Genomic DNA, 25,475 nt, shown 5'->3' on the forward strand with positions numbered 1-25,475 from the left:
ATCAAAAGTCTTTAGGAGGGGGGTCCGGGGGGAACCCTTTCGTAAGACAAGGGTTCCCCCCGGCTACACCAACCCGCCCATAAGCGCCGCCAGTTCGCAGCCGACGATGGCCGCGCCCAGAAAATCGCCGTTGATGCCGCCTTGCTTACGCCCCAGCCGGGCCAGTCGCCAGAGGACAAGGCCGCACAGCGCGGCCATGGCCATAAGGGACAGCGGTCTGGCCCAGAAGAGGCCAAGCAGCAGCGTCATGGCCAGGGCAAAGGCGGTATTGCGCGCCGTGGCCCCGGGCAGACACAGGGCCCCGAGTCCCGGCCGCGCCAGATCGCGGCACAGGCGCATGAGCGCCACCGCTCCGGCCCGGCCGGCAGTCGGGGCCAGGGCCAGCACCCAGACGCGCCCGGAAGAGAGCAGTTCCGCGCCGAGACAGGTCTGGCCGAGAAGAGCCACCACCAGCGCCATGCCGCCGAACGCGCCGATGCGGCTGTCCTTCATGATGGTGAAAAACCGGTCTCCGGAAGCCAGCGAACCCCAGGCGTCGGCCACGTCGGCGAATCCGTCCAGATGCAGCCCGCGCGTGAGCATCAGATTGGCCACGGCGTAGGCAAAGCCCCCGGCCAGCGGATGGCCGCCGAAAAGCCCGAGCCAAAGCGGCACGGCCATGACCAGCCCGAGCGTGGCCCCGACCAACGGAAAAAGCGGCACGCAGGCCGCCATGTCGGGGTTGGAAATCGCCGGCCCAAGCCGGGTGAGAAATCCGAGCGCCGCTAGATAATGACGAAAAAAAGCCAATTACGCCTCCATGGGCCAGTCGAGCGTCACAAGGTCGCCGCCCCGAAGTCCCAGCCGCTCCGCCGCCGAGGACGCGGCCATGGCCAGCTCCAGGTAGCCCTGGCTGCCGGCCAGGATGCCGACCGCGCCCGGGGCGATGTCATTGTAGGTCCTGGCCGGCGCAAGCGGTACGGCCACAGGCGCGACGACCGACGCCTTGTCCGGCGGCTGGCCGAACCGGCCGATGGGCAGCCCCAGCACCACGTTGCCGAACCGGTCCACGGACAGCACCCGACAGCGCAGGCCAGTCCCCTCCCGGACCGGGGCCAGTCCCTCCAGCCAAACCGGATCGGGGCCCGTCCAGATGGCGGCCACATCCTGCGCCTCCTCGCCCATGGCGAGTCTCGCGGCCAGGGGCGCGAACACGTCACGGCCGTGAAAAGTGGCGCTTTTGGGCGCAAGGCGCGGCGTGGCGTCAAAGAGGCGACAGCCCGCCTCGGCCTCGAACACCAGCGTCAAAAGGCCATTGTCCGGCGCAAGCAGGAAGTGGCTGCCCGCCTGGGCCAAAAGCACCCGTCGGTCCGTGCCGACGCCCGGGTCCACCACCGCGCACACCACCGCGCCCGGCGGCAGCCAGGGCAGGGTCGCGGCCAAAAAAAAGCCTGCCTGCAACACATCCTGGGGCGCGACGTCATGGCTCACGTCCAAAAGCGGCACCCCTGGCGCGGCCGACATGAGCACCGACCGCATTTGCCCCACGTACGGGTCCACTCGGCCAAAATCCGTCAACAAGGCGATCAACGGCGCTTGGTGCATGGGTGTGTCCGTGCCTCTGGCGGCCAGGGGGAAACTTTTTGAAAAAAGTTTCCCCCTGGACCCCCTTCAAAAACGTTCAAAGGGGCTGCGTTTGGACAGCGCTCTCTCTCGCTTTCGCTCCGAAAAGGCGACGGTGCGCCGGGTCCAGGGCAGAGCCCTGCCGGCGGAGAGCAGCAGCGAGGCCTCTGCCCGCTGCTTACTTGTCGCCGTCGGCGGGGTCGAGACCGGGGCGGTCCTGCTTGCGATCGAGGGTAAGCGAGAAGGCGACGGAATAGAAGTGGTGGAAGAAGTCTACGTATTCGACGTAGACGTCGCTTGGCACGGTGAGCATGGCCGGGGAGTAGTTGATGATGCCTTTGACGCCGGCTTCGATGAGGAAGTTGGTGGCGCGCTGGGCCCGGTTGACGGGCGTGGTGATCAGGCCGATCTCGATGCCCAGTTCCTTGACGGCGTCCTTGAGGCGTCTGGTGCACACGACTTCGAGGCCCGAGACTTCCTCGCCGATTTTGAAGGGGTCGCAGTCGAAAGCTCCGACGATATCGAAACCGCGAAATTTGAAGTCCTGGTGGCGCAGGAGCGCCTTGCCCAGGTTGCCGACGCCGACGAGGGCGCATTTCCAGACGCGATCGACGCCGAGGGAGTGTTTGATGGAATAGATGAGGTCCTGAACGTGGTAGCCGACGCCCCGCACCCCGAATTCACCGAAATAGGCGAGGTCTTTTCGGATCTGGGACGGGTTGACGCTGCAGGCGCGGGCGAGCAGTTCGGAAGAAACGACCTGGGAGCCTTCGCGCTTGAGTGTTTCCAGCACTTGCACGTACATGGCCAGGCGCTTGATAGTGGCCTTTGGGATGTGTTCGCTTTTCAAGGCGGCAACCCTTCGGTGCGTGCCGTGGCTGAGAGACTTGGTTGGAAAAAAAAAGGAGGCCGGGGCTCCCGGCCTCCTTTCCGGGACATTCTACTTAGCCGGTGATGACCTGCGCAAACGGGTGAGCGAAGAGCAGGATCAGGCAGACGACCAGGGCGTAAATGGCCAGAGATTCGATGAAGGCCAGACCGAGGATCAGGGTAACGGTGATTTTACCACCGGCCTCGGGGTTGCGGGCGGTGCCTTCGCAAGCGGCCTTGAGGCCCAGGCCCTGACCAAGACCGCAGCCGGCGGCGGCGATGCCCATGCCGATGGCGGTGGCCCAGGAGATGGTGCCGATGGCGCCCATGGCGGCGGCGTCAGCGGCGAAAGCGGCGGTGGCCACGGTCAACAGGGCGGCGGTCGAGAAGATGGTCATGAAAGCCTTACGCATGTCGATCCTCCTGAGAACAGGTGTTTAATAGTTACGGTCCTAAGGACCATTTCCCCCGATTCTAGTGCGCGTGTTCCAGCGAGCCCTTGAGGTAGATCATGGCCAGCATGAAGAACACGAAGGCCTGAATGCAGTCGGCCAGCGTGAACAGGAAGTACATGGGAAAGGTGCCGACCACGGGCGCCAGGGCGAAAAGCAGCACCAGGACGATTTCCTCACCGCGGATGTTGCCGAAAAGACGGAGCGTGAGGGAGAGCGGCCGGGCCAGGTGCGAGATGATCTCGATGGGCAGCATCAGGGGCACCAGCCACCAGAACGGGCCCATGAAGTGCTTGATGTAGCCCGCGCCCCACATCCGGATGCCCCAGAAGTTGTAGTAGATGAACACCGTGAGGGCCATGGCGGCGTTGGTGTTGACGTTGTTGGTCGGCGAGTCGAAGCCCGGGATCAGGCCGATCAGGTTGCAAGTGATGATGAAGATGAAAAGGGCGCACAGAAAGGGAAAGATCTTGCGGCCTTTTTCGCCGATGTTTTCGACGACAAAGGATTCGAGGCCGCCGACGACGACTTCGAAAAAGTTCTGGATGCCGCTCGGCACCATATTGAGCTTACGGGTGGCCAGCATGCCCAGGGCGATGAGCAGGACCATGACAAACCAGGCGTAGATGACGTTCGAATCGATAACCTGGGTGTGAAAGACATCGTTGAGCTTATAGAGCCCGGCGCCTTTCGCGACCTCTTCGACGAGCAGAACCGGATGCGGCAACCCACCAGCCATGTCCTATGCCTCCTTTCCCGTAAGCGTTTGGCGCGTCCTGGAGCCGGCATAGCGCCAAGCGCCCCAGACGAGGAAGTTAACCACCACCGTGGTTATGCCGGCCAGAAGCGGCAGCGGCATAGCCCCGAACCAGACAATGCAGGCGAAAAGCGCCGCGCCGGAAATGGCCAGCCGCAGATAAAACCGGGCCAGCACCGCCAACACGGCTTCGCGCTTGTTCTCGTATCCCGTGATCCGCTGGCCGAACCGGGCCAGGGAACAGAAATTGAGCGAAATGATCACGGTCCCGGCGGCCAGGGACCAGGCGGCCACGGAGATGCCGGACAGCGGCAGGCAGACAAGCAGAACAAGGGCGGTCAGGACGATCTGGTTGCGGACAAGCTCACGCACCTCGGGGTGAACATACCCCCGACGCAGCAGCCACCGATCCAGCCGGTCCCTAAGATTTTTTAGCATCATCGCCTTGCCCCTGCCCTTTCCCGGCGTCCTGCCCGTCTTCCCCATCATCCCCAACCCGGGCATCGGCCTTCTGGATCTTTTTGACTTCCTGCATGACATTTCGAAATCCGGCGATGATGCCGAAGATCAAAAACGCCAGCAGCAGCCACGGCTTGGTGCCCAGCCATTTGTCCAGCCACCAGCCAAGAAAAAGTCCGACAAAGGTGGCGGAGACCAGATTGAGCCCGACCACCGACGCCGACGCGATGGAATCGCGGACACCCTTGTCTTTAATCAGCTTCCCGAACACCTTACCCTCCCGGTGGGCCAGCCAGGACGAGCGGGCGCTCGTGCACAAGTTCACAAGTCGAGAGGAACTAGCATGGCCCCCCGGGAAAAGTCAACGGGGGGACCCCACTTTCACCCGCCCCGAAACACGTTGTCCCGCGCAATCGACGGAGCAACGTATCCCCACCGCCGGGCGCGGGCAAGGCCGTTTTGCGCCCCGCCCCGATTTCGCTGCGTTTTGTTCATGACATCGGCATGGTTTTTCGCTACCAATCGGGATAGTCGGAAATTCGTTTCCGCCAAGGAGGAAAACCATGAAACGTTTTCTGTTCGTTTCCCTTGTCCTGACCCTGACCCTGGCTGCCGCCAGCATGGCCTTGGCCCAGTCCACACTGTATTGCGTCAAACCCAACGGCGCGGCCGTGGCCGCCATTACCATGCCCCCCGGCGACACGCACGACCCGAGCGTGGTCTGCAACGCGGTGGTGCCCCAGTGCTACCTGACCTGCACCGCCGTGCTCCAGACCCAGATGAACGGGGCTGCGCCCAACGTGCCGGCCATTGCCGTCACCCGGCAGATGCTCCAGAACCTCGGCAACCCGGCTCCCGAGACCCCGGCCATGTGCGCCCAGCAGTACCAGCGGTGCGTGGCCCAGTGCCGCGGCGACCGGGCCTGCATCTCCTATTGCCAGTCCGTGCGCTCCGGCTGCGGCACGGGCAACCGCCGGGCCCAGTAAAACCGGTACGATCCTTTTTTTCGTTTTTTCCGCCGGAGGGTCCCGACCCTCCGGCGGTTTTTTTAGGCCGGGCCGCCCTTTCGCCTCAGGCCTTCTCCTGCGCCGCCAGCGCGTCCAGCACCTCACGCAGGTGGTCGATGTGGAATTGCAAATGGTAGCTCCCAAGACCGGCGAGCAGCGCGCCGAGGGTCGGATATTCGCCCAGGGGGGACTGTTTCAGCTGGGGGATACGCGCCTTGCGGCCGAGCTCCTCCTCGGAGAGGCCTTCGGCGAAGGCGGCCATGGCCTCGTATTCCTGCCGGATGGCGTCGCACAGTTCCCCGGCGTCCAGGACCTCGCGCTCCTCGGACAGATAGGTTTTTTCCACGCCGATGTTGAGGGTGGGCGCGTCCGCGTCCAAAAAAGCCTGGAAGAGCGGACGATAGCCCCCGTCCGCGCCCAGGATGTGAGACAGGATTTCCCGGGGGGACCAGCGTCCCTCGGGCGCGCGCGAAAGGGTCCGCGCATCGATTTCCCGGCAGACCGCCGCCAAGGCCTCGAGCTTTTGCCGGATTTCCCCCGCCACCTTGCTTCCCGTGGTCGTTGCCATTGCGCTACCTCCTTTCCGAAACGATGGAACAGGATGGGATCACGGCCACGATACCCCCGCTTGCGCGTTTCGGGCAAGCGGCGGCCACGGGACTCTCCAGGAATTCGGCCCTACCCCGCCGCTTTGGCCGGGGTGCGGATGCACTGGGTCAACGCCAGGGAAAGCACGCCAAGGCCTACGCCGATGAAAAACGGAATCCGGTAGTCGAACATCCACAGCAAACCGCCGAGCACCGGCACCACCACGGCCGCGATATGGTTGATGGTGAACCCCATGGCCATGCCCGAAGCGATGTCCTCGGGGGCGGCGATCTTCTGGTAATAGGTGCGCACGCCGACGTTGAAGTTGAAAAGCAGAAAATCAAGCACGTACATGCAGCCGGCCACAAGGGACGATTCGGTGTAGGCGTAGGTGAAAAACACCAGGATCATGCCGGCGTATTCGATGGAAAGCAGCTGGCGCTCGCCGTAACGGTTGATGGCCCGGCCGATCATGGGATTGAAGAAATAATTGATGACGTTGTTGACCACGAACAGGATGGTGATGGCCTGCACGGTGAAATCGAACTTCTTGACCAGCAAAAAGACGGCGAAAACCATGAAGATCTGTCGCCGCGAGCCTTCGAGAAAGGTGAGCATGTAATAGAGCCAGTACTTCCGGCGCAGGTACATCTTCTTTTTCTGGGGCGGGCCGGCCGGGGTGCAGTCCTTGCGCGAAAGCCCCCACAATCCGACCAGGATGACGCAGACCCCGGCCACGGCGAAGATCTCGGTGTAGCCCATGGCGTCGGCCAGGAAATAAATGGCCACGCCGACCACGATGTTGCCGAGCGCCCCCAGAGCCCGGATGCGCGAAAGCACCACCGGGGCCTCGAGGGTGTTGAAATGCTGGAGGGTGAGCGACTGGTTGAGCGGCTCGAAGGCGTGAAAGCCGGCGGACCAGATGAGCGTGGTGAGGCTTAAGCCCCAGAGGTTGGGGAAAAGGCCGGTCAGGGCGATGCCGATGCCGAGCACGACGATGGACAGGGCGGCGGCGCGCAGCTCGCAGAAAACGAGCAGCACGTAGACGACGAGCATGGACAGAAAGCCCGGCACCTCGCGGATGGACTGGACGAGGCCGATCTGGTCGGCCCCGAGGTGGGCCGTTTCCACGGCGAAGTTGTTGATCAGCGTGCGCCAGGCCTGCAGCCCCGAGGTCGAGGCCACGGTCATGACGAGGAGAAAAAGCAGGATGTCCGCCCGCCCGCTGGCGCGAAGGGCCGTGCGGGTGAGCGCGTGTTCCGGCCGGGCCGGATCGTCGCTTCGTTTCACGGAATAATGCTCGGTTTGTGGGCTTCAAGCCACAGTTGCAGGACGAGCAGCGTCCAGAGCTTCTTGCGGTGGTCGACCGCGCCGGTGGCGTGTTCGGCCACGAGACGCGACACGGCCTTGGGGTTGAAGATGCCCTGTTCGCGCAGGTGCTTTTCGCCAAGGAGCATATCCACCTGGGGCCGCAACTGGCCGCGCAGCCAGGAGGCGACGGGAATGAGAAAGCCCCGCTTGCCACGGCCCAGGATTTCCTTGGGCAAAAGCCCGGCCACGGCTTTTTTGAGCAGGTATTTCCGTTTGGTTCCCCGCAGCTTGTAGCGCGAAGGCAGGCGGCAGATGAATTCGGCCACGTCGCGGTCGAGAAAGGGGGCGCGCGCTTCCAGGGAATGCATCATGGAGCAGCGGTCCACCTTCACCAGGATGTAGTCGAGCATGTACTGGCGAGCGAAGGCGTAGCCGACCCGGGCCAGCGGGTCCTTGGCCGGGTAGGCGTCGAAAAGGGCCCTGGTCGGCGCGAAAAGGGTCGCCGGGTCGAGCAGGCCGGCCGGCGGGTCGCGCCAGAGCCCCGCCTGGGCCTCGGCGGTGAAGGCCGAAAGCCAGGTCTGGACGCGCAGCCACTGCGGCGCCCGGGCCCCGGCCAGAAAGGTGTCGGCCACGAAGCGGGGGTTCACGTAGCCGGCCGATTGCGGCAGCAGTCTGGTCAAGGGCTCGATGAGGCGCTTGCGGGCGAAGGACGGCAGCCGGTCGTAGGCCGCGGCCAGCTTGAAGGCCGGAAAATACTCGTAGCCGTAGAAAAGCTCGTCCGGGCCGTCGCCGCCAAGGGCCACGGTCACGTTTTCGCGGGTCACCTGGGACAGCAGGTAGGTGGGCACGATGGACGGGTCGGCCATGGGCTCGTCGAAGCGCGAGACGATCTCGGGCAAAAGCGCCCCGCAGGCGTCGGCGGAAAGGATGCGCTCGTGGTGGTCGGTGGCGAAGCGCGCGGCCACAAGCCGGGCGTAGCGCGACTCGTCGTAGGAAGCCTCGGTAAAGCCGATGCTGAACGTCTTGATGCGCGAGACCATGCCGGCGGTCAGCGCCGCCACGGTGGAGGAATCCACCCCGCCCGAAAGGAAAACCCCGAGCGGCACGTCGGCCACCAGCCGGCGCTTGACGGCCTGGGCCAAAAGCAGGCGCAGCTCGGCGCACAGGTCCTCTTCCGAGGCCTTGGGCTCGGGCCCGGGCAGGGGCATGTCCCAGTAGGAATCGGTGGTGAGCCTCCCGTCCCGGAACAGCAGGTAATGGCCGGGCCGCAGTTTGAAGACGTCCTTGTAGATGGTCTCCGGGGTCGGGACGTATTCGTAGGCGGCAAAGCGCATCAGCGCCGCAACCGGCGTCTCCAGGCGCAAAAAAGGCAGCCTGCCCAGGGCGGAAAGCTCCGAGCCGAAGGCCAGCACACCCTTTTGCAGGGTGTAATAAAAGGGTTTCTTGCCGAAGCGATCCCGGGCGGCGAACAGCGTGCGGCTGGCCTTGTCCCAGAGGGCGAAGGCGAACATGCCTTCCAGGGCGTCGAGGCCGGCGGGACCGTCCAGCAGCCAGGCGGCCAGGATGACCTCGGTGTCGCTTTGGGTGCGAAAGTGGAAGCCGCGCGCCGCGTAGCGGGCCTTCAGTTCCCGGTAATTGTAGATTTCGCCGTTGAAGGTGACCACCGCCCGGCCGTCCGCGTCTTCCATGGGCTGGGCCCCGGCGGCCAGATCGATGATGGAAAGGCGTCTGTGGCCCAGGGCGCACGGGCCTTCGAGCAAAAGCCCCTCCCCGTCCGGGCCGCGATGGGCCAGAGCCCCGGTGGCCGCGGCCAGAAAGGAGAGGCGCTCGGCCTCGGACGGCACCCCGCCGCCGGCGGGCCAGACGAAACCGGCGATGCCGCACATGGCTCAGCCCCGCTCGTTCCCGGTCGGCCGGGCGAAAAAGTCCAGCACGGACCGGGTATTGTTTTCAGGATCGAACATGGCGGCCACCCTTTTCCTGCCGGCCGTGGCCATGGCCACGGCGCGGTCTCGGTCGGCGGCCAGGGCCATGATGGCGTCGGCCAGGGCCCCGGGATCGCGTTGTCCCACGAGCCGGCCGGTCACGCCGTCCTCCACGACTTCCGGGATACCGCACACGCCCGTCGCCACCACGGGCAGCTGATGGGCCAGCGCTTCCATGATGACGTTGGGGATGCCGTCGCGGTCGCCCGAGGGGTGCACCACGCTCGGCATGACGAAGATGTCGCTTGCGGCATAGAGCTCGCCCATGCGGTCGTGGCTGACGAAGCCGGGCATAAAGACCCGGGCCCGCAGGCCATGGATGCGCACCCGGCGGCGGATGACGGCCGTGGGCCAGGGCAGGCCCGCGCCGACCAGGGTCAGCTGGAAGGGAAAGCCCCGCCGGGACAGCACGGCGCAGGCGTCGATGAGGACCTCGAAGCCCTTGGTGCGGCAGAAACGTCCCACAGCCAGAAGCCGGTACGGCGGCTCCATGTGGACCGGGGACACGGATTTTCCGGTCAGGGTCAGGCTGTTGTAAATCTGGCTGATCTTGCCGGCCGCTTCCGGGACTATGGAGGCCAGGTAGGGGATGTTGGCCTTGTTGTTGGTCAAAACGGCGCAGGCGGCGCGAATCTTGTCCGACAGCGCCCCATCCTGGGGATAGATGTCCCCGGCCCGGGCGGAAAAGGAAAAGGGTATGCCGGAAAGCCGCGAGGCCACCCAGGCGGCCGTGGCCGGGCCGTTGGCCCAGCCGGCGTGAATGCGCTCGATTCCGGCATTTTTAAACATCCGGGCCAGGGAGAAACCGGCGCACATGGCCCAGACGTTTTCACCGGCCACCTCCAGGCAGCTCCAGCGACGAAAGGGGACGCGGGCCAGGATGCGGGCGGTCTCAACGGGCCGCCGGACGCCCCACCAGGCCATGTCGGCCAGGATGCGCGGCACGGCGCGAAGTCCCAGGCGCGTGACGCCCGGGGAGACCCGGCGCATGTCGGACGACAGGTTTTTCGCCGCCTCGCCGTACAGGGCGTAGACGGAAAACGGCATGCCGGCTGCCTTGGCGTTTTCCACTTCCCGGAAGATGAACGTCTCCGAGGGCAGCGGATACCACAGCAGGATATAGGCGGTCTTGGGAAGGCTCAATAGTATTGCTCGCCGGATGCAGGCTTGGCGTTTCGGGGTGCAGGCGGCTATGTAGTCCAGGGAGCGGGGGGCTGTAAAGCCGGGGGCTTTCTCCGGGCAAACGCTTGCGCCGGAGCCGTGATGCGGCTAAGCATACTCTTGGAGCCTGCCGCGTATCGCGGTCTGGCCCGGCGGAAGTGGGAAGGCATCGTTTTTTTTCGACATAAATGGGCATACGGCTATCGAGGTTGCCATGGCGCAAACCAACATCCTCCTGGAATCGGGCACCAACGAGCTCGAAATCATCGAATTCTACATCGATGAGGCCACCGAACCCGGGGTCAAGCCTTACCGGGCCTACTACGGCGTCAACGTGGCCAAGGTATTGGAGATCATCCGTCTGCCCAAGGTCACGGGTATGCCGCAGACTCCACATCCGAGCGTGATCGGCACGTTCAACCTGCGCTCCCGGGTCATTCCGCTCATCGACCTCAGCCTGTGGCTCGGCAAGCCCATGGGCCGCGACGAGAACACCAAGGTCATCGTCTCGGAGTTCAACAAGGTCATCAACGCCTTCATGGTCTCCGGGGTCACGCGCATTCACCGCTTGAGCTGGTCCGAGGTGGAGCCGCCCTCGGGCTTCGTGTCCACCTTCGCGGCCAACAATTTCACCGGGGTGGTGAAATTCGAGGACCATATCGTGCTGCTGCTCGACATGGAACAGATCATCTGGGACTTGAACCCCGCCCTGGCCATGAAGACGAAGCGGGAAAAGGCGGCGGCCGCCATCCCGGAACCCGATCGGTCCTCCTACAAAACCCTGGTCGTGGACGACTCCAACTCCATCCGTCGGCTCATCGCCTCCTATCTGGAGAAGGACGGCTTCGAGGTCGTCCAGGACATCAACGGCCAGAATGCCTGGAACCGGCTGTCCGGCTGGAAAGCCGAGGACGCCAAGGGAACGCCGCTTTCCAGCAACGTCAACCTGGTTGTCACGGACATCGAAATGCCGTCCATGGACGGCCATACGCTGTGCAAAAAAATCAAGGACGATCCGGTGCTCAAGCAGTTGCCGGTGGTGCTCTTTTCGTCGCTTATAAACGACCAGCTCTACCACAAGGGGCTTTCGGTCGGGGCCGACGACCAGGTGACCAAGCCCGAGGTCGGGACCCTGGCGGAACGGGCGCGCAAACTCATCGAGGAGCACCGCTAGGACCGCGCTCCCGACAAGGGCTCGCCCCTTCCGCAAGAGTGGAAGAGACGCCCGGCCGAAAAATCTTCCCCGAGGACTTCTGCCGAGGCTCTCCGCGACGCCTGCGAGGCAGGCCGCCGCATTTTCAAGAAAACGTCACGGAGAAGCCGCTTCCACTCCCCATAACCGGACTCCCGGCCAGGCGTCCCGCGCCGGCGCGTATGCATCCCGCGGCCGCCTGGGCGCAATCATGGAGGGGAAGGCGTATCCATGCGGATGTTGCTTGTTGTCCACGAGGGTCGGGCCAGGGAACGCTTCGTCGCGGCGCTCGCGGCGCTTGGGGCCGAGTGCGATGTGGCCGCCACTTCCCGGGATCTGCTTACGGCCATGCGCCATTGCCGGTACAACGGGGTGCTCTTCGACGTGCCGACCATTGTCCGGACCAAGGATTTCGACAGAAAGCTGCTCCATGCCCTGGCCGAGGTGTATCCGTCGGCGCGGCTCAAGTATGATCCGGGCACGGATGCGATTTTCGCGCTGGGCAGCGAATCCGGCCCCGGCTGCCTGGACGGGTTGTCGGTATTCGTGGCCGCCTGCCGCGATTTCCTGCCCCGGGGGCTGCGTCGGGGGGAGCGTGTGGACGTGACTTTGCCGGCGGTATTGTGGCGCACGCCGCCCCGCAACGACGGCGACGGGCCGGGCGGCGAGAAGACCTGCACCACCAACATTTCCACGCTTGGCTGTTTCGTGTTCACGACCGCGCCCTGGACGGTCGGCGCCCCGGCCTGGCTGGAATTTCCGGACATCACGACCGGCGCTGTGCGGGCGAAAGTGGCCTGGCACGAGCCCTGGGGCTGCCGGCGGGCGGTGCCCGGGGTGGGGCTGGCTTTTTTGGAACAGCCGGCGGCATTGTGCGCGGAGCTGACGCGGCTGGGCTGCGATCCGACGGATTTCGAGGTTGCCTCGCCGCCGAAACGGCCTTAGGTAGCTTTTTCGCGGAGGGATGGCCGAGCGGTTTAAGGCGGTGGTCTTGAAAACCACTGGCGGGGTGACCCGTCCGGGGGTTCGAATCCCTCTCCCTCCGCCAAATGACGATCCAACCACGTCCGATTCAGTCAAAAAATTCAAGAAAATCAAAATGAACCCGATGAAACGTGGTCCGGTTTCGTCCATTCCAGTCCGTTGACATCCGGTAACAGGCGGTAGCTCTCCGGGGAGGCGTTTTGGGTACAGGCTGTTCGCCGACCGCGTGTCCAAGCGATACGGCCCCATGCGGCAAAAGCCCGCAGCAAGCGGGCCTTTACTTGGCGATACGGGTGACTACGAAGACGAGGGACGACGCACGGTCACTTGCCCCGCTCCCGCAACCATAAGGCCAAGCCATCCCGGTCAAGCGCCCCCTTGCCGAGTTGTTCAAACGCAATGACCCGCTCCGAGCCCGGGGCGTCGATGCGGCCCCCGTGGAGCCGTAAAAACAGCATGCACACGACGTAGGCCGTCCGCTTGTTCCCATCCACGAAAGGATGGTTGGCGGCGATCCCATGGGCGTAGGTCGCGGCCAAGTCAAACAGATCGGGGCTTTCGTAGGCGGCCAGTTGCGCCGGCCGGGCCAAGGCGCTTCCGAGCAACCCCATGTCCCGAACGCCGGCGGTTCCCCCGTGCTCGGCAATCTGCTGGTCGTGGATGGCCAGAGCCACGGCGGTGTCTATCCAACGCCACCTCATCGATTGGCCAGCTCACGCAGTACGTCGCGGTCCTCGCGCATGATGTCTTCCGCCGCCGCCATCTGCTCGGCAAAGGACGCGTCCATGGGCGTGATCCGGTAGCCGTCTTCGGCATCGGTCAGATACACCATATCGCCCTCCACGACCTTGAGCCGCGCCACGGCTTCCTTCGGCAGCACCAGTCCGAGGGAGTTTCCCACCTTTCTGATTTTGAGCGCCTGCATGTCGGCACCTCCATGTTGACACGAAAATTATAACACCGCCCCGGATAGAGGCAAGGAGGAATCCTCTTCCGTGGCGCTTGTGGCATGCCGCAATACAGCGCCACGCCCCGGAACCCGCATGATTGCAGGGCGAGTGGCGTTTTTCGGAAGGGGAAAATGGGGAACGCCCCCGTCACGTCCCTGCCCGGCCTCCCCTGCCGCGAACAGATCCTTGACCCGCCCCCGCCCCTACCGGCTGGCCGCCTCGATCCTGTCCGCCACGTGGCGGGCAAAGGGAATCGAGCAGGTAAACGCCGGCGACACGGCATTTAGGACATGCAGCGAGCGGGCGTCGCCCTCGATGACGAAGTCCATGACCAGCTTGCGCCTTGCCGCGTCCACGAGTTGGGCCCGGATGCCCGGCCGGCCCCATTTGCGGTAATCCGAAACGCGCACGCCCGTGGCCAACTCCCCGGCCAGCCGGACGATATGGGGCCGAAACTGCTTGCGCAGCTCCTCGGCCGCCAACCGGCGGAAATCGAAATCCGCCCCGGCGAAAAGGGACAACTCGCGCCCCACGATCTCCCGGCATTCGCCGAAATCGAAATTGGACAACCAGCCATACTGCTCCCGCCAGAAACAGGGGATGGCCGTGGGGCCGATTTTCACCTTGCCGTCCACGGTCAGCGTGAAATGCACGCCCAAAAACGGATTGGCCAGGTTGGGCACGGGGTAGATGTGGGTGGCCAGCGGCGGCGCATCCGGCGCGGCGTAGAGGTAGAGCCCCTTGAAGGGCAGCAGATGGTAGTTTTTGGAGAAGCCGAAATCCTTGGCGATGGTGTCGGCATAAAGCCCGGCGGCATTGACGACATAGCCGGGGGTATAGGTCGCCGCGCTCGTGCGCACGTCGCAGCCGGCGCGCCCCAGGTAGCGCACGCCGGTTTCGATGGTCACCCCGGCCTCGCGCGCGGCGGCGGCCATGGCCCGAAGCACTTGCAAGGGGTCGATGGAGGCCGTGGTCGGGGAAAAAAGCGCCGCCCCGCAGGTTTTGACCCGCGGTTCGATGGCCCGGGCCTCCCGGGGTGTTATACGCGAAAGTTCCACCCCGTTTTGTTTGCCGCGCGCCAGCAGCGTGTCCAGGACCGGCACCTCGGCCTCGTTTTTGGCCACCACCAGCTTGCCGCAGGATCGCACCGGCAAGCCCCGCTCGGCGCAAAAGGCCTTAAGCGCCGCGTTGCCTTCCCGGGTGAACCGCGCCTTGAGGCTGTCGGCGGTATAATAAAAGCCGGCATGGATGACGCCGCTGTTGCGGCCGCTGGCATGGGCGCCGATGTCCGGCTCTTTTTCAAGGACCGTGATGGAGGCGCCGGGATGGCGCGCCGCCAGTTCGCGGGCAATGGAAATGCCGACGACGCCGGCGCCGATGACCAGAAAATCGGGAGCGGTGGAAGAAGGCATCATACAAGGGACTCCGGGTGCAGGGCAAAAAAAGGGCCCGCGTCCATGGCGAACGGAGGCGAAAGACGGCGGCGCGCCGGCACGATGCGGCGCGTCACGGCCTGCCTGTTGGCCCAAACGGAAGACCGCGTCAAGAAGTCCGCCCCGGTGCCGCTGGTTGCCGCTGCGGGGAAAACACACTATTCGGTTGCCATGACCATGCCCAAACCAAGCCAGGAATGCGGACTGCCCGGCCGGGCCCAAGCCGTCTGTCCGGAAGGACCGGAAACGAAACCGGGAAACGCCATCGCCTGGTCCGAACACAGGGCCGCGCTGGCCGCCTGCCTCGACGAACTGGCCGTCACCGACCGCGACGGCATCGCGTGCGCCCCGGACGAGGGCTTTCGCCGCTGGCTGGAGGCGGCGACCACGGTGCGCCACGCCGGCGGGTGCGTCTTTCTCGTCGGCAACGGGGCCAGCGCCTCCATGGCCAGCCATTTCGCCACGGACCTGGCCAAGAACGGCTGCGTGCGCACCCAGGTGTTCACGGACCTTTCCCTGGTCACGGCGCTCGGCAATGACATCCGGTTCGAGGAAATCTACGCCGAACCGCTGCGCTGGTACATGACGCCAGGCGACATTCTGGTGGCCATCAGCAGTTCCGGCAATTCGCCCAATATCGTGCGCGCCGTGGACGTGGCCCGGGAACTCGGCGGCTTCGTGGCCACGCTTTCGGGCTTTGCCCCGGCCAACGCCATCCGGCGACGCGGGGACCTCAACTTCTACATCCCCGCCCCCACCTATGGCCTGGCCGAAACCGGGCACGCCTCCATCCTGCATCACTGGATGGACCTCATGGAATGCTGCCGCAAAAAAGAAGTATCCCGGTAACATGGCGGCGCGGCAGGGCGTCCGGCCTGCGCCCGGCGCGGAAAACGCTTTCCCAGGACGCGCCGGCGTCGTATGATGGCGCTTTCCAAACTGTCGCGAAGCAGGGTTGCCGCCAGGCGGCGCGCTTTGCTCGGGAGAACCGGCCATGCCTGAAATAACGCTCGATTCCCGCATGGATCTCTTAAGCGAATGCGTCAATATCGGTCTTGGCCGCGCCGCCGAGGCCTTAAACCGCATGTGCGACAGCCACGTGAAGCTCTCGGCCCCGGAAATCCGCATCATGAGCCGGCCAAGCCTCACCGCCGCCACCGCGGACCGCTGCCCGGCCATCTGCGAAGGCGTATTTTTGCCGTTTTTCGGCGCCATGCGCGGCATGACCGCCCTGGCCTTCGCCCATGCCGACGCCGCCGCCCTGGTGACCGGGCTGACCGAGGCCATGGGCATCCCCGACCCCTCGCCGCACATGCGCGAGGACACCCTGCGCGAAGTGGGCAACGTGGTGCTGGTCGGCGTGCTCGGGGCCATGGGCACCATGCTCGGCCTGCACGTGAGCTACCAACCCCTGTCCACGGCCAACACCCTGGGGCCGCTTCTGGCCGTGGCCGACGCGCTGTGCTCCGTGACCCTCTACGTGCGCGCCCAATTCGCCGTGGCCCGCTACCTGGCCACGGGCGACATCCTGGTGGTCATGGCCCAGGACGGCTTCGACGCCCTGACCACCGCCCTGGACGCGAAGATCCGGGAACAACTCAGGTAGGAGCGCCCCGTCATGCGCGTCGTCCTCATCTCCCCCTATCCCGACATCACCGCCTTCGGCGTGCGGGCCATCTCGTCGTTTCTGCGCCAAAACGGCGTGGCCACCCGGCTGGTGTTTCTGCCCGATCCCCTGGGCGACGCCCTGACCGACCAGCCCGAGCGCTACCCGGCAGGCACCCTCGACGCCCTGACGAATTTGTGCCGCGACGCCGACCTCGTCGGCATTTCGCTCATGACCAATTACATGGACAACGCCGTCCAGATCACCCGGTCCCTGCGCGCCCGCCTGCGCCTCCCCGTCCTTTGGGGCGGGGTGCATCCCACCATCCGGCCCAGGGAATGCCTGGACACGGCGGACATGGTGTGCGTGGGCGACGGCGAGGAAGCCATCCTCGACGTCTGCCTGGCCCTTGAAACCGGCGGCCCGGTGACCGGCATCGCCAACATCTGGTCCAAGGGCCCGGACGGCGTCGTGGCCGAAAACCCGGTGCGGCCGCTGACCACCGACCTCGACGCCCTGCCCCCGCCGGACTGGTCCCATGAGGACCACTATATCTGGGATGAGACGGCCGGCGGCATCGTACCCCTCACCCCGGCCGTCACCGAACGGTTCCTGGCCGGCGGCACGGTCTCGAAGATGCTCGGCCGGGTGGGCTACCAGACCATGACCGGCCGGGGCTGTCCCCACCGCTGCGCCTACTGCGTCAACGACGCCATCAAGTCCCTTTACGGGGCCAAGGGCTACCTGCGTTGGCGAAGCGTTGCCCACGTCATGGACGAACTGGCCGAAGCCCGGCGCATCATGCCCTTCATCGGCTACGTCTGGATTTCCGACGACGCCTTTTTCGCCCGGCCCCTCGAGGAGATCCGGGATTTCTGCAAGGCCTGGAAGGAACGCGTCGCCCTGCCGTTTACCTGCCTCGGCAGCCCGGCCACCATCACCCGGGAAAAGATGGACGCCCTGGTCGACGCCGGCATGATCTACCTGCAAATGGGCGTGCAGACGGGTTCGCCGCGCATCCAGGAGCTTTTCAACCGCAAGGCCATGGGCAACGACAAGATGCTCGCCGCCATGCGCATCATCAACAGCTACCGGGACAGGCTCCTTCCCCCGAGTTACGACTTCATCCTGGACACGCCCTACGAGACCGTAAGGGACCGGCTGGATTCCATCCGTTTCATCGCCCGCATCCCCAAGCCCTTCCGGCTCCAGCCCTTTTCCCTGGTGCTCTACCCCGGCACCAAGCTCGCCGCCATGGCCGTGGCCGACGGCTACCTCACCGACGAGCGCAGTCAGGTCTACACCAAGAGCTACACCATGCGCCGGCCGGACTACTGCAATTTTCTGATCCTTCTGGCCAAGGGCGGCCGGTTTCCCTCCGGGCTGCTGGCTTTTTGCGCCCGGGACGACGTGGCAAAAGTGTTCGGGTCCAAGCTTTTCAGGCCCTTTTGGGCGCTGACCTTTGCCGTGGCCGGGCCGGCCAAGCGGCTGGTCAGGAAACTGCTGGGACGGCCGTGAAGGTCCTGCTCGTCCAGTCCTGGCTCGGCGGCGACGGCCCGCCGGTCTACCCGGTGGGGCTGGCCTGTCTGGCGGCGAGCCTGCCCGGTCACGAGGTGGCCTGCTGCGACCCCAACGTGGCCGCCGAGCCCATGACCGAGCTTACCGCGAAGGTACGCGCTTTCACGCCGGACGTGGTCGGGGTGTCGCTTCGCAACATCGACTCCACCAACACCCGGGTCAACATCTCCTACCTGCCGCCCTTCGAAACGGTGCTGGAGACGGTGCGCCGGGACTTTTCCGGCCCCCTCGTGGTCGGCGGTTCAGGCTTTTCCATGTTCGCCGCACGCATCATGGAAACCCACCCGGCCATCGACTACGGCGTGTACCTGGAGGGCGAGCTTTCCTTCGCCGCCCTGATCGAGGCCCTGGCCGCCAGGACGGGAGGCGATCCCGCCGCCGTGCCCTCGGTCTATGTCCGCGCCCCGGACGGCACGGCGCGACTGACCTCCCCGGCAGCCCCGGGCGGGAAAGTCGACCTGGCCGGCCTGCCGGAGCCGGATTTTTCCGTGCTGCCGCTTGCCCCCTACGCCGCCGTGCCCTGGGGGGTGGGCGTCGAGACCAAGCGGGGCTGCGCCCTGTCCTGCCTCTACTGCCCGTACGGTTTTTTAAACGGCAAGGCCTACCGCAAAAAGGACCCGGCCCGCGTGGCCGAGTCGCTCTACCGCCTGGAGCACGAGCAAGGGCTTTCGCGCTTCACCTTTCTCGACTCGGTCTTCAACGTGCCGGCCGAGCACGCCAAGGACGTGATGCGGGCCATGATCGCGCGCGGCGTCACGCTTTCCTGGTCGGCCTGGTTCACCGAGCGGGGCCTCGACCGCGAGTTTCTGGAGCTGGCCCGCGACGCCGGCTGCGACACGGTCATCTTCTCCCCTGACGCCTACGGCGACGGCGCGCTCAAAAAACTGGGCAAGGCCGTGACCGTGGCCGAGATCGACGCCGCCTACGGGCTCGTGCGCGACATGGGCTGCTTCGAGGTGAGCTACAACTTCTTCAAGAACCCGCCCGGCCAAACGCTTTTCGCGGCGGCGGGCATGCTGGCCTTCCTGTTGCGGGCCAAGCGGCAGATGGGCCGGCGGGCGCATTTCGAAATCAACACCCTGCGCGTGGAGCCCCACACCGCCCTGGCCGAGCTGGCCGCGCGCGAAGGGCTCATCGAGCCCGGAGCCGACCTGCTGACCCCGGTCACCTACAGCCAGCCAACGACCCTCTATCTGGACAAATTCTTCAATCTCCTGCTGCGGGCCGCGGGAAAGTAGGCATGAAGGTTTCGGAAAGCCCGGGCCGCGATCTGCTGCGCCTTGTCGTCTGGTACCCGCTGCGCCTTGTGGTCGAGCGCCTGCCGCCCAAGGCCGGGTTCGCCCTGCTGGCCCGCCTCGGCCGGCTCCATGCCGCCCTGGCGGGGAGGCGCGGCGGCCGGGCGGCCAGGCTCAGGCGGGCCGCCGGCACGGTCGCGCCGGGCCTCGACGAGGCCGTGCGAAAAACCCAGATGGTCGCCGCCTACGAGACGCACTACGTCAACCAGCTGTCCATCTTCGTCTTTCCCCGGCTGACCCGGGACAACCGGCCCTCGGTGCTCGCCATCGAGGGACGCGAACATCTCGACGCCGCGCTCGCCGCCGGACGCGGCGTGGTGCTGCCCATCGGCCATTTCGGCCCGACCCAGCTGCCCCTGGCCGCCCTCGGACTGCTCGGCTACCCCATGCTCCAGATCGGCTTTTTAAGCGACGCCGGGCTGTCCTTTATCGGCCGCCACGTGGCCTTCCGCCTGCGCCAGCGTTACGAAGCCCGCATCCCGGCCGCCATCGTGCCGCCCGGACCGGGCACCCGCCGGGCCATCGAGCATCTGCGCGCCGGCGGCGTGGTCATGACCACGGCCGACGACGGCCCCGGGCAAGTCCCCTTCGGCCGGCACGCGGACTTCGATTTTCCGGGCGGCCGCCTAAGCGCCCCCCTCGGGCCGGCCAAACTGGCCCTGGCCACGGGCGCGGCCCTGTGCCCGGCCTTCCTCGGGCCGGGACGCAATGTCCCATTTTGCCTGACCATCGAAGCGCCCTTGGAAGTTCCGGCCATTTCGGATAAAAACGCCGCCGGTCGCGCCATGACCGAGGATTTTCTGGAGCGCTACGCCGCCCGGGTCGCAGCCATGCCCGGCTGGTGGCACGGTCTGGAAGACCATGTGTTTCCCCTGGCCACGCGACACATCCGGGACTGATTGCCCCGCTTTAAGGAATCGCTATGGACCAGCTCCTGACCTTGTCCGTGGTCATCCCCGCCCACAACGAAGAGGGCAATATCCGGGACACGGTGGCGGGTTTGCGCCAGGTGCTGACGCGCGAGGCCATCCCCTACGAACTGGTGCTGGTCAACGACAACAGCACCGATGGCACGGACGCGGTGCTGGCCGCCCTGGCCGGGGAAGACCCGCATGTGGTCATCGTGCGCCGCGCGCCGCCGCGCGGTTTCGGCCGGGCCGTGCGGGCCGGGCTGGAACAGGCCGGCGGGGACGTCATCGTCATCTGCATGGCCGACCAGTCCGACGACCCCGAGGATGTGGCCCGCTATTACCGCAAGATCGAGGAAGGCTACGACTGCGTGTACGGCTCGCGGTTCATCCGGGGCTCGCACTGCTCGAACTATCCCCGGGTGAAGCTTGTGGCCAACAGGCTTGTCAATCGTATGCTCCAGCTCCTTTTCTGGACGCGCTACAACGACCTGACCAATTCCTTCAAGGCCTACCGTTCCACCGTGATCCGCGACATCTGGCCGCTCAAGGCCTGCCATTTCAACATCACCATCGAACTTTCGTTAAACGCCCTCATCCGCGACTACGCCATCGCCCAGGTTCCCATTTCCTGGCAGGGCCGCACCTGGGGCAACTCCAACCTCCATTTGAGCGAGATGGGCCGCCGTTATCTGAGCACCATGTTGCGGGCCTGGTTCGAAAAAAACCTCATCCTCGACGACCTGCTCGAGGAAAAGGTGTCCTGCCGGGCCAAAACCGCCGCCATACGCACCTCGCTGGAAGCGCGGGTCGAAAAGCTGGAGCGTCGCCTAGCGGAACTGGAAAAAGAAGCCTGAGCCCGCCGCGACGCGCACGAGCGCCCGCCTCGCCCGCCGATCCCCACCCCTCCGCCGGGACCAGGACTTGCCATGGTGCCGCGACGCCTCTACATTTCTTCAAAGTTCCTGTCCGACACGGAGGCAGCCCATGATTCTCATCACCGGCGCGGCCGGTTTCATCGGCTCCAACCTGGCCGCTGGCTTAAACGACCGGGGAATCACCGACCTCATCCTGTGCGACCGCCTGCGTGGCGGCGAGAAATGGAAGAATATCCGGGCCCGGGAGTTCGATGACCTGATCGCGCCCGAGGCGTTGCCGGCCTGGCTTTCGGGCCGGCGGGGACAGCTTCGCGCCGTGTTCCATATGGGGGCCATCTCCGCGACCACCGTCACCGACGGCGACGCCGTGACCCGGGAAAACCTGCGCTTTTCCATAGACCTGCTCGACTGGTGCGCCTCTGCCGGCGTGCCGCTCATTTACGCCTCCTCGGCCGCCACCTACGGCGACGGCTCCCAGGGCTTTGACGACCTTTTCACCCCCGAGGCTCTGGCCAAACTGACGCCGCTTAATCTCTACGCCTTCAGCAAGCACGCCTTCGACCGCATCGTCTGCCGCCGCAAGCTCGACGGCGGCCCTTTGCCGCCCCAGTGCGTGGGGCTCAAATTCTTCAATGTCTTCGGCCCCAACGAATTTCACAAGGGCTCCATGCAAAGCGTGCTGACCAAGCTGTGGCCGGTTATCGCCGGCGGCGGGACGGTCAGGCTCTTCAAGTCCCACCACCCGGACTACCCCGACGGCGGGCAAAAGCGCGATTTCGTGTCCGTGCGCGACGCCGAACGGGTCATGCTCTGGCTCCTCGACCACCCCGGGGTCAGCGGGCTTTTCAACGTGGGCACGGGTACGGCCCGGACGTTCAAGGACTTTATCAGCGCCGGGTTTGCCGCCGCCGGGCGTGCGCCGGCCATCGAATACGTGGACATGCCGCCGGAGATCCGCGACAAGTACCAATATTTCACCGAAGCCCGCCTGGATCGACTGCGCGCCGCCGGCTACGCCGACCCCATGACGCCCCTTGAAGAGGCCCTGACCGACTACGTTACGGGCTACCTTTCCTGCCCCAACCCCTACCGCTAGTGGCGCGTTTGCAAAAAAACATTTATTGAATCCGGTTTGTTGCCTTACGACAGGACAGACTGGAAATTGCCGCGAGCAACAGGAGGCCGCCATGCTGGAAAGCCCCGACACGTACGCCCTCGCCGACCGCATCGCCCTGTGCGACAGTCTGGCGGACGCCCGGGTGCTGGTGGTCGGCGACCTCATGCTGGACCGCTTCGTGCGCGGCAAGGTCAGCCGCATTTCGCCCGAGGCCCCCATCCCCATCCTGGCCATCGAGGACGAGGCCGCCATGCCCGGCGGCGCGGGCAACGTGGTGCGAAACCTGCGCGCCCTGGACGTGCAGGTCTCCTGCGCCGGAGTGGTCGGCGACGACACGGCCGGCCGGGAGCTGGACGGGCTGTTGGCCGACCTGACTGGCGGCAAGGCGCGCCTTGTGCCCGAGCCCGGCCGGCGCACCGCCGTCAAGACGCGCTACGTCTCCGGCTCACACCATCTGCTGCGCACCGATTTCGAGACCGTGGCCCCGGTCACGGCCCCAAGCGAACAGGGGCTGATCGACGCGGCCCTGGCCCTTCTCCCCGAAGCGGCGGCCGTCGTGGTGTCGGATTACGGCAAGGGTGGCGTGACGCCGGGTCTGCTGGCCGCCCTCGTTTCCGAGGCCGCCCGGCGCGAAATCCCGGTGGTGGTCGACCCCAAGGGGCTGGATTTCGCCCGGTACCGGGGGGCCAGCGTCATCACCCCCAACAAGGCCGAGCTTGCGGCCGCGACCCGCGCAACGCTTGCCAACGACGCCCAATACGCCCGCGCCGCCCGGACGCTCATCCTGACCCATGGCTTCGGCGCGATCTGCGTCACCCGCAGCGAGGAGGGCTTAAGCCTCTACCCCGCCCACGGACCGGCCACCCACATCCGGGCCGCCGGCCGGGAGGTCTACGACGTCTCGGGCGCGGGCGACACCGTGGCCGCCATCCTGGCCGCCGGAATCGCCGTGGGCGCGCCGCTCGGGCTGGCCGCCGCCCTGGCCAACATCGGCGCCGGCATCGTGGTCGGCAAGGTGGGCACGGCCGTGGCCCATCCCGACGAGTTGCGCCTGGCCGTGCTGCGCCAATCCGGCGAGGACGCCGGCCAGAAGGAACTTTCCCGCGAACGGGCGGCCGAAATGGCCGACCTCTGGCGGCGGCTGGGCCTGACCGTGGGCTTCACCAACGGCTGCTTCGACCTGCTCCATCCCGGCCATGCCGCCATGCTCGACGGCGCGCGCCGGGAATGCGACCGGCTCATCGTGGGGCTCAATTCCGACGCGTCGGTGCGCCGGCTCAAGGGCCCAACCCGCCCCGTCCAGGACGAGGCGGCCCGGGCGCGCATGCTGGCCTCGCTGGCCTCGGTGGACGCGGTGGTCATTTTCGACGAGGACACGCCACTCGAACTCATCAAGGCCGTGCGGCCGGACATGCTGGCCAAGGGCGGCGATTACACCATGGAAACCGTGGTCGGGGCCGATGTCGTCGCGGGCTACGGCGGCCGGGTGGTGCTCGTGCCGCTGACCCCGGACCGCAGCACCACCGGCCTTATCCGCCGCATCTCGGACGCCTCCCGAAGCGGTCCCGGCTAGGCGAACGCCCGAATAACCCCAAGCCCGGAGAACACCCGGGACACGGCTTTCCACGGATGCCCCATGCCCACACTGACGCTTTTCTCCCCCACGCCGCCGGACCTGTCCGCTTTCGGCGTCAGGAGCCTGCAAGCCAATCTCAAGGCCGCCGGGCACACCGTGCGCCTCGTCCTTTTTCCGGGAAGCATCGGCCTGCTCCAGGAGGACGGCTCCTTCGTCTACCGCTACCCGGACCACATCGTGGACGCGGCCCTTGAACTGGCCGCCGGGGCGGACCTGGTCGGGGTATCGTTTTTCACCAACTACTTCGACCGGGCCGCGCAGCTCACCAAAGCCGTGAAGGATCGCCTGGGGCTTCCGGTCATCTGGGGCGGCATCCACGCCACCATCCGGCCCGAAGAGGCCCTTGACCACGCCGATTTCGTCTGTCGGGGCGAGGGGGAAACGGCCCTGGACGAACTGCTTGCCGCCCTGGCTTCGGGCGGGGCCACGGACGCCATCCCCGGGGTGTGGACCCGGCGGGACGGGCGCATCGTGGACAACGGCCTGCGCCCGCTCATTGCCGATCTCGACGCGCTGCCCTTTTTCGACTTTACGGGTGTTGATCAGTTTGTGCACGCCCCCGAGGCCGACCGCATCGTGCCCCTTTCCGCCGACGTCCTGGCCAAAGCCCTGCCCCGGGTGCCGTATCGGGGCGGCCGGCTCCTTCGCGTCTACCGCACCATGACCGACCGGGGCTGCCCGCATGGCTGCGCCTATTGCAACGTGCCCACGGTCAAGGCGCTTTTCGCCGGCGGCGGCACGCCCTATTTCCGCAACAGAAGCGTGGCCCACGTCATGGCCGAGCTGCGGCAGATCACGGCGCGCTATCCCTTCATCGAGGGCATCCAGCTTTTCGACGACACCTTTTTTTCCCGCAAAATGGACTGGCTGACAGCCTTTGCCGCCTCCTACAAAAAGGACATCGGCCTGCCCCTTTTCTGCCAGGCCTCGCCCACGACCCTGTCCGCGGACAAGCTCGACCTGCTCATCGACGCCGGGCTGTGCTATGTGGAGATGGGCATCCAGTCGGGCAGCCCCAAGATCAAAAAGCTTTTTCGCCGGTCCGAATCCGAGGACAAGGTCCTGGCCGGGGCGCGGCTGCTCCATGAACGGCGGGGCAAGCTGCTGACGCCGGACTACCACGTCATCATCGACTCGCCCTGGGAGACCGAGGAGGACCTCCTCGACACGGTACGGCTTCTGGCCAGGCTCCCCAAGCCCTTCGGCCTGGCCATCGCCAGTCTGGTCTATTTTCCGGAAACCGAACTGTACCGGCTGGCCAAGGCCGAAGGACGCATCCACAACGAGGAAACGGAAATCTACCGCCGGCCGTTCTATATCCCGCCCCGGCGCAACTACCCGTCGTTTCTGCTCTATCTGCTCACCTTCCAGCATATCCCGGGCTGGGTGTACGCGGCGCTGCTCTCGCCTAAGCTGACGGCCTTTTTCTCCAGACACAACCCGACCCGGCTCTACAGGCTCGCCTATGTGGCCGGCGAAGGTATGCGACTTGCGGCCAAGGGCCTCGCAGCGCTTGCCGGCGGCGACATCGCCCGCATCACCGGCTACTTCAAACGCCTCATCCTGCACGATCCCGTGGTCGCCGGCAGGAAGGGGTAAATGGGGGAGGGGGATGTGGAAGAATGCGAGAGGGGGACCCTTTTTGAAAAAAGGGTCCCCCTCTCGCGCTCTCCCCTCCCAAAAACTTTCAGCGGTTACAACTACAG

General features: G+C 65.7%; 26 protein-coding genes and 1 tRNA gene. 13 read left to right on the forward strand and 14 right to left on the reverse strand.

Annotated elements, in window-relative coordinates; translation table 11 throughout:
* Window positions 1–63: 63 nt before the first annotated feature.
* From ACMZ6R_RS15385 to ACMZ6R_RS15415, 7 genes are all read right to left on the reverse strand, one after another.
* Complete coding sequence (locus ACMZ6R_RS15385) at window positions 64–789, reverse strand: adenosylcobinamide-GDP ribazoletransferase (RefSeq protein ID WP_416113030.1); 726 nt, start codon at window positions 787–789, stop codon at window positions 64–66.
* Window positions 790–1,584, reverse strand: coding sequence for an SAM hydrolase/SAM-dependent halogenase family protein (locus ACMZ6R_RS15390; RefSeq protein ID WP_416113032.1), 795 nt, complete (start codon window positions 1,582–1,584; stop codon window positions 790–792).
* 196 nt (window positions 1,585–1,780) lie between these two features.
* A complete protein-coding gene (locus tag ACMZ6R_RS15395; RefSeq protein ID WP_416113033.1) occupies window positions 1,781–2,452 on the reverse strand; it encodes a redox-sensing transcriptional repressor Rex in 672 nt (223 codons plus the stop codon).
* 94 nt (window positions 2,453–2,546) lie between these two features.
* A complete protein-coding gene (locus ACMZ6R_RS15400) occupies window positions 2,547–2,885 on the reverse strand; it encodes an ATP synthase F0 subunit C (protein ID WP_005994551.1) in 339 nt (112 codons plus the stop codon).
* A gap of 61 nt (window positions 2,886–2,946) precedes the next feature.
* On the reverse strand, window positions 2,947–3,663 hold the full coding sequence (gene atpB / locus ACMZ6R_RS15405; RefSeq protein WP_416113035.1) for a F0F1 ATP synthase subunit A: 717 nt from the start codon (window positions 3,661–3,663) through the stop codon (window positions 2,947–2,949).
* A 3-nt stretch (window positions 3,664–3,666) separates the two neighbouring features.
* Complete coding sequence (locus tag ACMZ6R_RS15410) at window positions 3,667–4,122, reverse strand: ATP synthase subunit I (protein ID WP_416113037.1); 456 nt, start codon at window positions 4,120–4,122, stop codon at window positions 3,667–3,669.
* The gene (locus ACMZ6R_RS15415; RefSeq protein ID WP_416113039.1) at window positions 4,103–4,411 is read right to left on the reverse strand and encodes an AtpZ/AtpI family protein; all 309 of its coding nucleotides are present in this window, start codon (window positions 4,409–4,411) and stop codon (window positions 4,103–4,105) included. Before ACMZ6R_RS15415 ends, ACMZ6R_RS15410 begins: the two co-directional genes overlap by 20 nt.
* A 292-nt stretch (window positions 4,412–4,703) precedes the next feature.
* On the opposite strand from ACMZ6R_RS15415, the gene ACMZ6R_RS15420 reads away from it, so the two are divergent.
* Window positions 4,704–5,126, forward strand: a complete 423-nt coding sequence (locus ACMZ6R_RS15420; RefSeq protein WP_416113041.1) for a hypothetical protein — start codon at window positions 4,704–4,706, stop codon at window positions 5,124–5,126.
* 85 nt (window positions 5,127–5,211) lie between these two features.
* On the opposite strand, the gene ACMZ6R_RS15425 is transcribed toward ACMZ6R_RS15420, so the two are convergent.
* The 4 genes from ACMZ6R_RS15425 to ACMZ6R_RS15440 form a co-directional block, all read right to left on the reverse strand.
* Complete coding sequence (locus tag ACMZ6R_RS15425) at window positions 5,212–5,715, reverse strand: DinB family protein (protein WP_416113043.1); 504 nt, start codon at window positions 5,713–5,715, stop codon at window positions 5,212–5,214.
* Between the two features lie 110 nt (window positions 5,716–5,825).
* Window positions 5,826–7,025 carry an MFS transporter gene (locus ACMZ6R_RS15430; protein WP_416113045.1) on the reverse strand — a complete coding sequence of 400 codons (1,200 nt, stop codon included), beginning with the start codon at window positions 7,023–7,025 and terminating at the stop codon, window positions 5,826–5,828.
* Window positions 7,022–8,932 carry an asparagine synthase (glutamine-hydrolyzing) gene (gene asnB / locus ACMZ6R_RS15435; protein WP_416113047.1) on the reverse strand — a complete coding sequence of 637 codons (1,911 nt, stop codon included), beginning with the start codon at window positions 8,930–8,932 and terminating at the stop codon, window positions 7,022–7,024. Before asnB ends, ACMZ6R_RS15430 begins: the two co-directional genes overlap by 4 nt.
* A 3-nt stretch (window positions 8,933–8,935) precedes the next feature.
* Complete coding sequence (locus ACMZ6R_RS15440) at window positions 8,936–10,174, reverse strand: glycosyltransferase family 4 protein (RefSeq protein ID WP_416113049.1); 1,239 nt, start codon at window positions 10,172–10,174, stop codon at window positions 8,936–8,938.
* Between the two features lie 232 nt (window positions 10,175–10,406).
* Here ACMZ6R_RS15440 and ACMZ6R_RS15445 point away from each other — a divergent pair, with 232 nt between their 5' ends.
* The 3 genes from ACMZ6R_RS15445 (at window position 10,407) to ACMZ6R_RS15455 (ending at window position 12,432) form a co-directional block, all read left to right on the forward strand.
* Window positions 10,407–11,366: a chemotaxis protein gene (locus tag ACMZ6R_RS15445; RefSeq protein ID WP_416113051.1), complete on the forward strand. Its 960-nt coding sequence runs from the start codon at window positions 10,407–10,409 to the stop codon at window positions 11,364–11,366.
* 249 nt (window positions 11,367–11,615) lie between these two features.
* Window positions 11,616–12,329: a PilZ domain-containing protein gene (locus tag ACMZ6R_RS15450; protein ID WP_416113053.1), complete on the forward strand. Its 714-nt coding sequence runs from the start codon at window positions 11,616–11,618 to the stop codon at window positions 12,327–12,329.
* A 13-nt stretch (window positions 12,330–12,342) separates the two neighbouring features.
* Window positions 12,343–12,432, forward strand: a tRNA-Ser gene (locus tag ACMZ6R_RS15455).
* Between the two features lie 259 nt (window positions 12,433–12,691).
* Here the strand turns inward: ACMZ6R_RS15455 and ACMZ6R_RS15460 are convergent.
* The 3 genes from ACMZ6R_RS15460 to lhgO form a co-directional block, all read right to left on the reverse strand.
* Window positions 12,692–13,069 carry a type II toxin-antitoxin system death-on-curing family toxin gene (locus ACMZ6R_RS15460; RefSeq protein WP_416113055.1) on the reverse strand — a complete coding sequence of 126 codons (378 nt, stop codon included), beginning with the start codon at window positions 13,067–13,069 and terminating at the stop codon, window positions 12,692–12,694.
* Complete coding sequence (locus ACMZ6R_RS15465; protein ID WP_416113057.1) at window positions 13,066–13,293, reverse strand: AbrB/MazE/SpoVT family DNA-binding domain-containing protein; 228 nt, start codon at window positions 13,291–13,293, stop codon at window positions 13,066–13,068. Before ACMZ6R_RS15465 ends, ACMZ6R_RS15460 begins: the two co-directional genes overlap by 4 nt.
* 228 nt (window positions 13,294–13,521) lie before the next feature.
* Window positions 13,522–14,733 carry an L-2-hydroxyglutarate oxidase gene (gene lhgO, locus ACMZ6R_RS15470; RefSeq protein WP_416113059.1) on the reverse strand — a complete coding sequence of 404 codons (1,212 nt, stop codon included), beginning with the start codon at window positions 14,731–14,733 and terminating at the stop codon, window positions 13,522–13,524.
* A gap of 42 nt (window positions 14,734–14,775) precedes the next feature.
* On the opposite strand from lhgO, the gene ACMZ6R_RS15475 reads away from it, so the two are divergent.
* The 9 genes from ACMZ6R_RS15475 (at window position 14,776) to ACMZ6R_RS15515 (ending at window position 25,368) form a co-directional block, all read left to right on the forward strand.
* A complete protein-coding gene (locus ACMZ6R_RS15475; RefSeq protein WP_416113061.1) occupies window positions 14,776–15,600 on the forward strand; it encodes an SIS domain-containing protein in 825 nt (274 codons plus the stop codon).
* A 145-nt stretch (window positions 15,601–15,745) separates the two neighbouring features.
* On the forward strand, window positions 15,746–16,357 hold the full coding sequence (locus ACMZ6R_RS15480; RefSeq protein ID WP_416113063.1) for a chemotaxis protein CheC: 612 nt from the start codon (window positions 15,746–15,748) through the stop codon (window positions 16,355–16,357).
* 12 nt (window positions 16,358–16,369) lie between these two features.
* Window positions 16,370–17,875: a B12-binding domain-containing radical SAM protein gene (locus tag ACMZ6R_RS15485; RefSeq protein ID WP_416113065.1), complete on the forward strand. Its 1,506-nt coding sequence runs from the start codon at window positions 16,370–16,372 to the stop codon at window positions 17,873–17,875.
* Window positions 17,872–19,173: a B12-binding domain-containing radical SAM protein gene (locus ACMZ6R_RS15490; protein WP_416113067.1), complete on the forward strand. Its 1,302-nt coding sequence runs from the start codon at window positions 17,872–17,874 to the stop codon at window positions 19,171–19,173. The genes ACMZ6R_RS15485 and ACMZ6R_RS15490 overlap by 4 nt, the downstream gene beginning before the upstream one ends.
* 2 nt (window positions 19,174–19,175) lie before the next feature.
* Window positions 19,176–20,129 carry a lauroyl acyltransferase gene (locus tag ACMZ6R_RS15495; protein ID WP_416113069.1) on the forward strand — a complete coding sequence of 318 codons (954 nt, stop codon included), beginning with the start codon at window positions 19,176–19,178 and terminating at the stop codon, window positions 20,127–20,129.
* A 23-nt stretch (window positions 20,130–20,152) separates the two neighbouring features.
* Entirely contained in the window at window positions 20,153–20,995 is an 843-nt protein-coding gene (locus tag ACMZ6R_RS15500; RefSeq protein WP_416113071.1) for a glycosyltransferase family 2 protein, read from the forward strand.
* Window positions 20,996–21,125: 130 nt separating this feature from the next.
* Window positions 21,126–22,112, forward strand: coding sequence for an ADP-glyceromanno-heptose 6-epimerase (rfaD, locus tag ACMZ6R_RS15505; RefSeq protein ID WP_416113073.1), 987 nt, complete (start codon window positions 21,126–21,128; stop codon window positions 22,110–22,112).
* Between the two features lie 91 nt (window positions 22,113–22,203).
* Window positions 22,204–23,706, forward strand: a complete 1,503-nt coding sequence (gene rfaE2, locus ACMZ6R_RS15510; protein ID WP_416113075.1) for a D-glycero-beta-D-manno-heptose 1-phosphate adenylyltransferase — start codon at window positions 22,204–22,206, stop codon at window positions 23,704–23,706.
* 63 nt (window positions 23,707–23,769) lie between these two features.
* Window positions 23,770–25,368 (forward strand): B12-binding domain-containing radical SAM protein, encoded by a 1,599-nt coding sequence (locus ACMZ6R_RS15515; protein WP_416113077.1) that lies wholly within the window; start codon window positions 23,770–23,772, stop codon window positions 25,366–25,368.
* Window positions 25,369–25,475: the final 107 nt, after the last annotated feature.

This window comes from Solidesulfovibrio sp. C21 (assembly GCF_047785625.1).
Lineage (GTDB): Bacteria > Desulfobacterota > Desulfovibrionia > Desulfovibrionales > Desulfovibrionaceae > Solidesulfovibrio.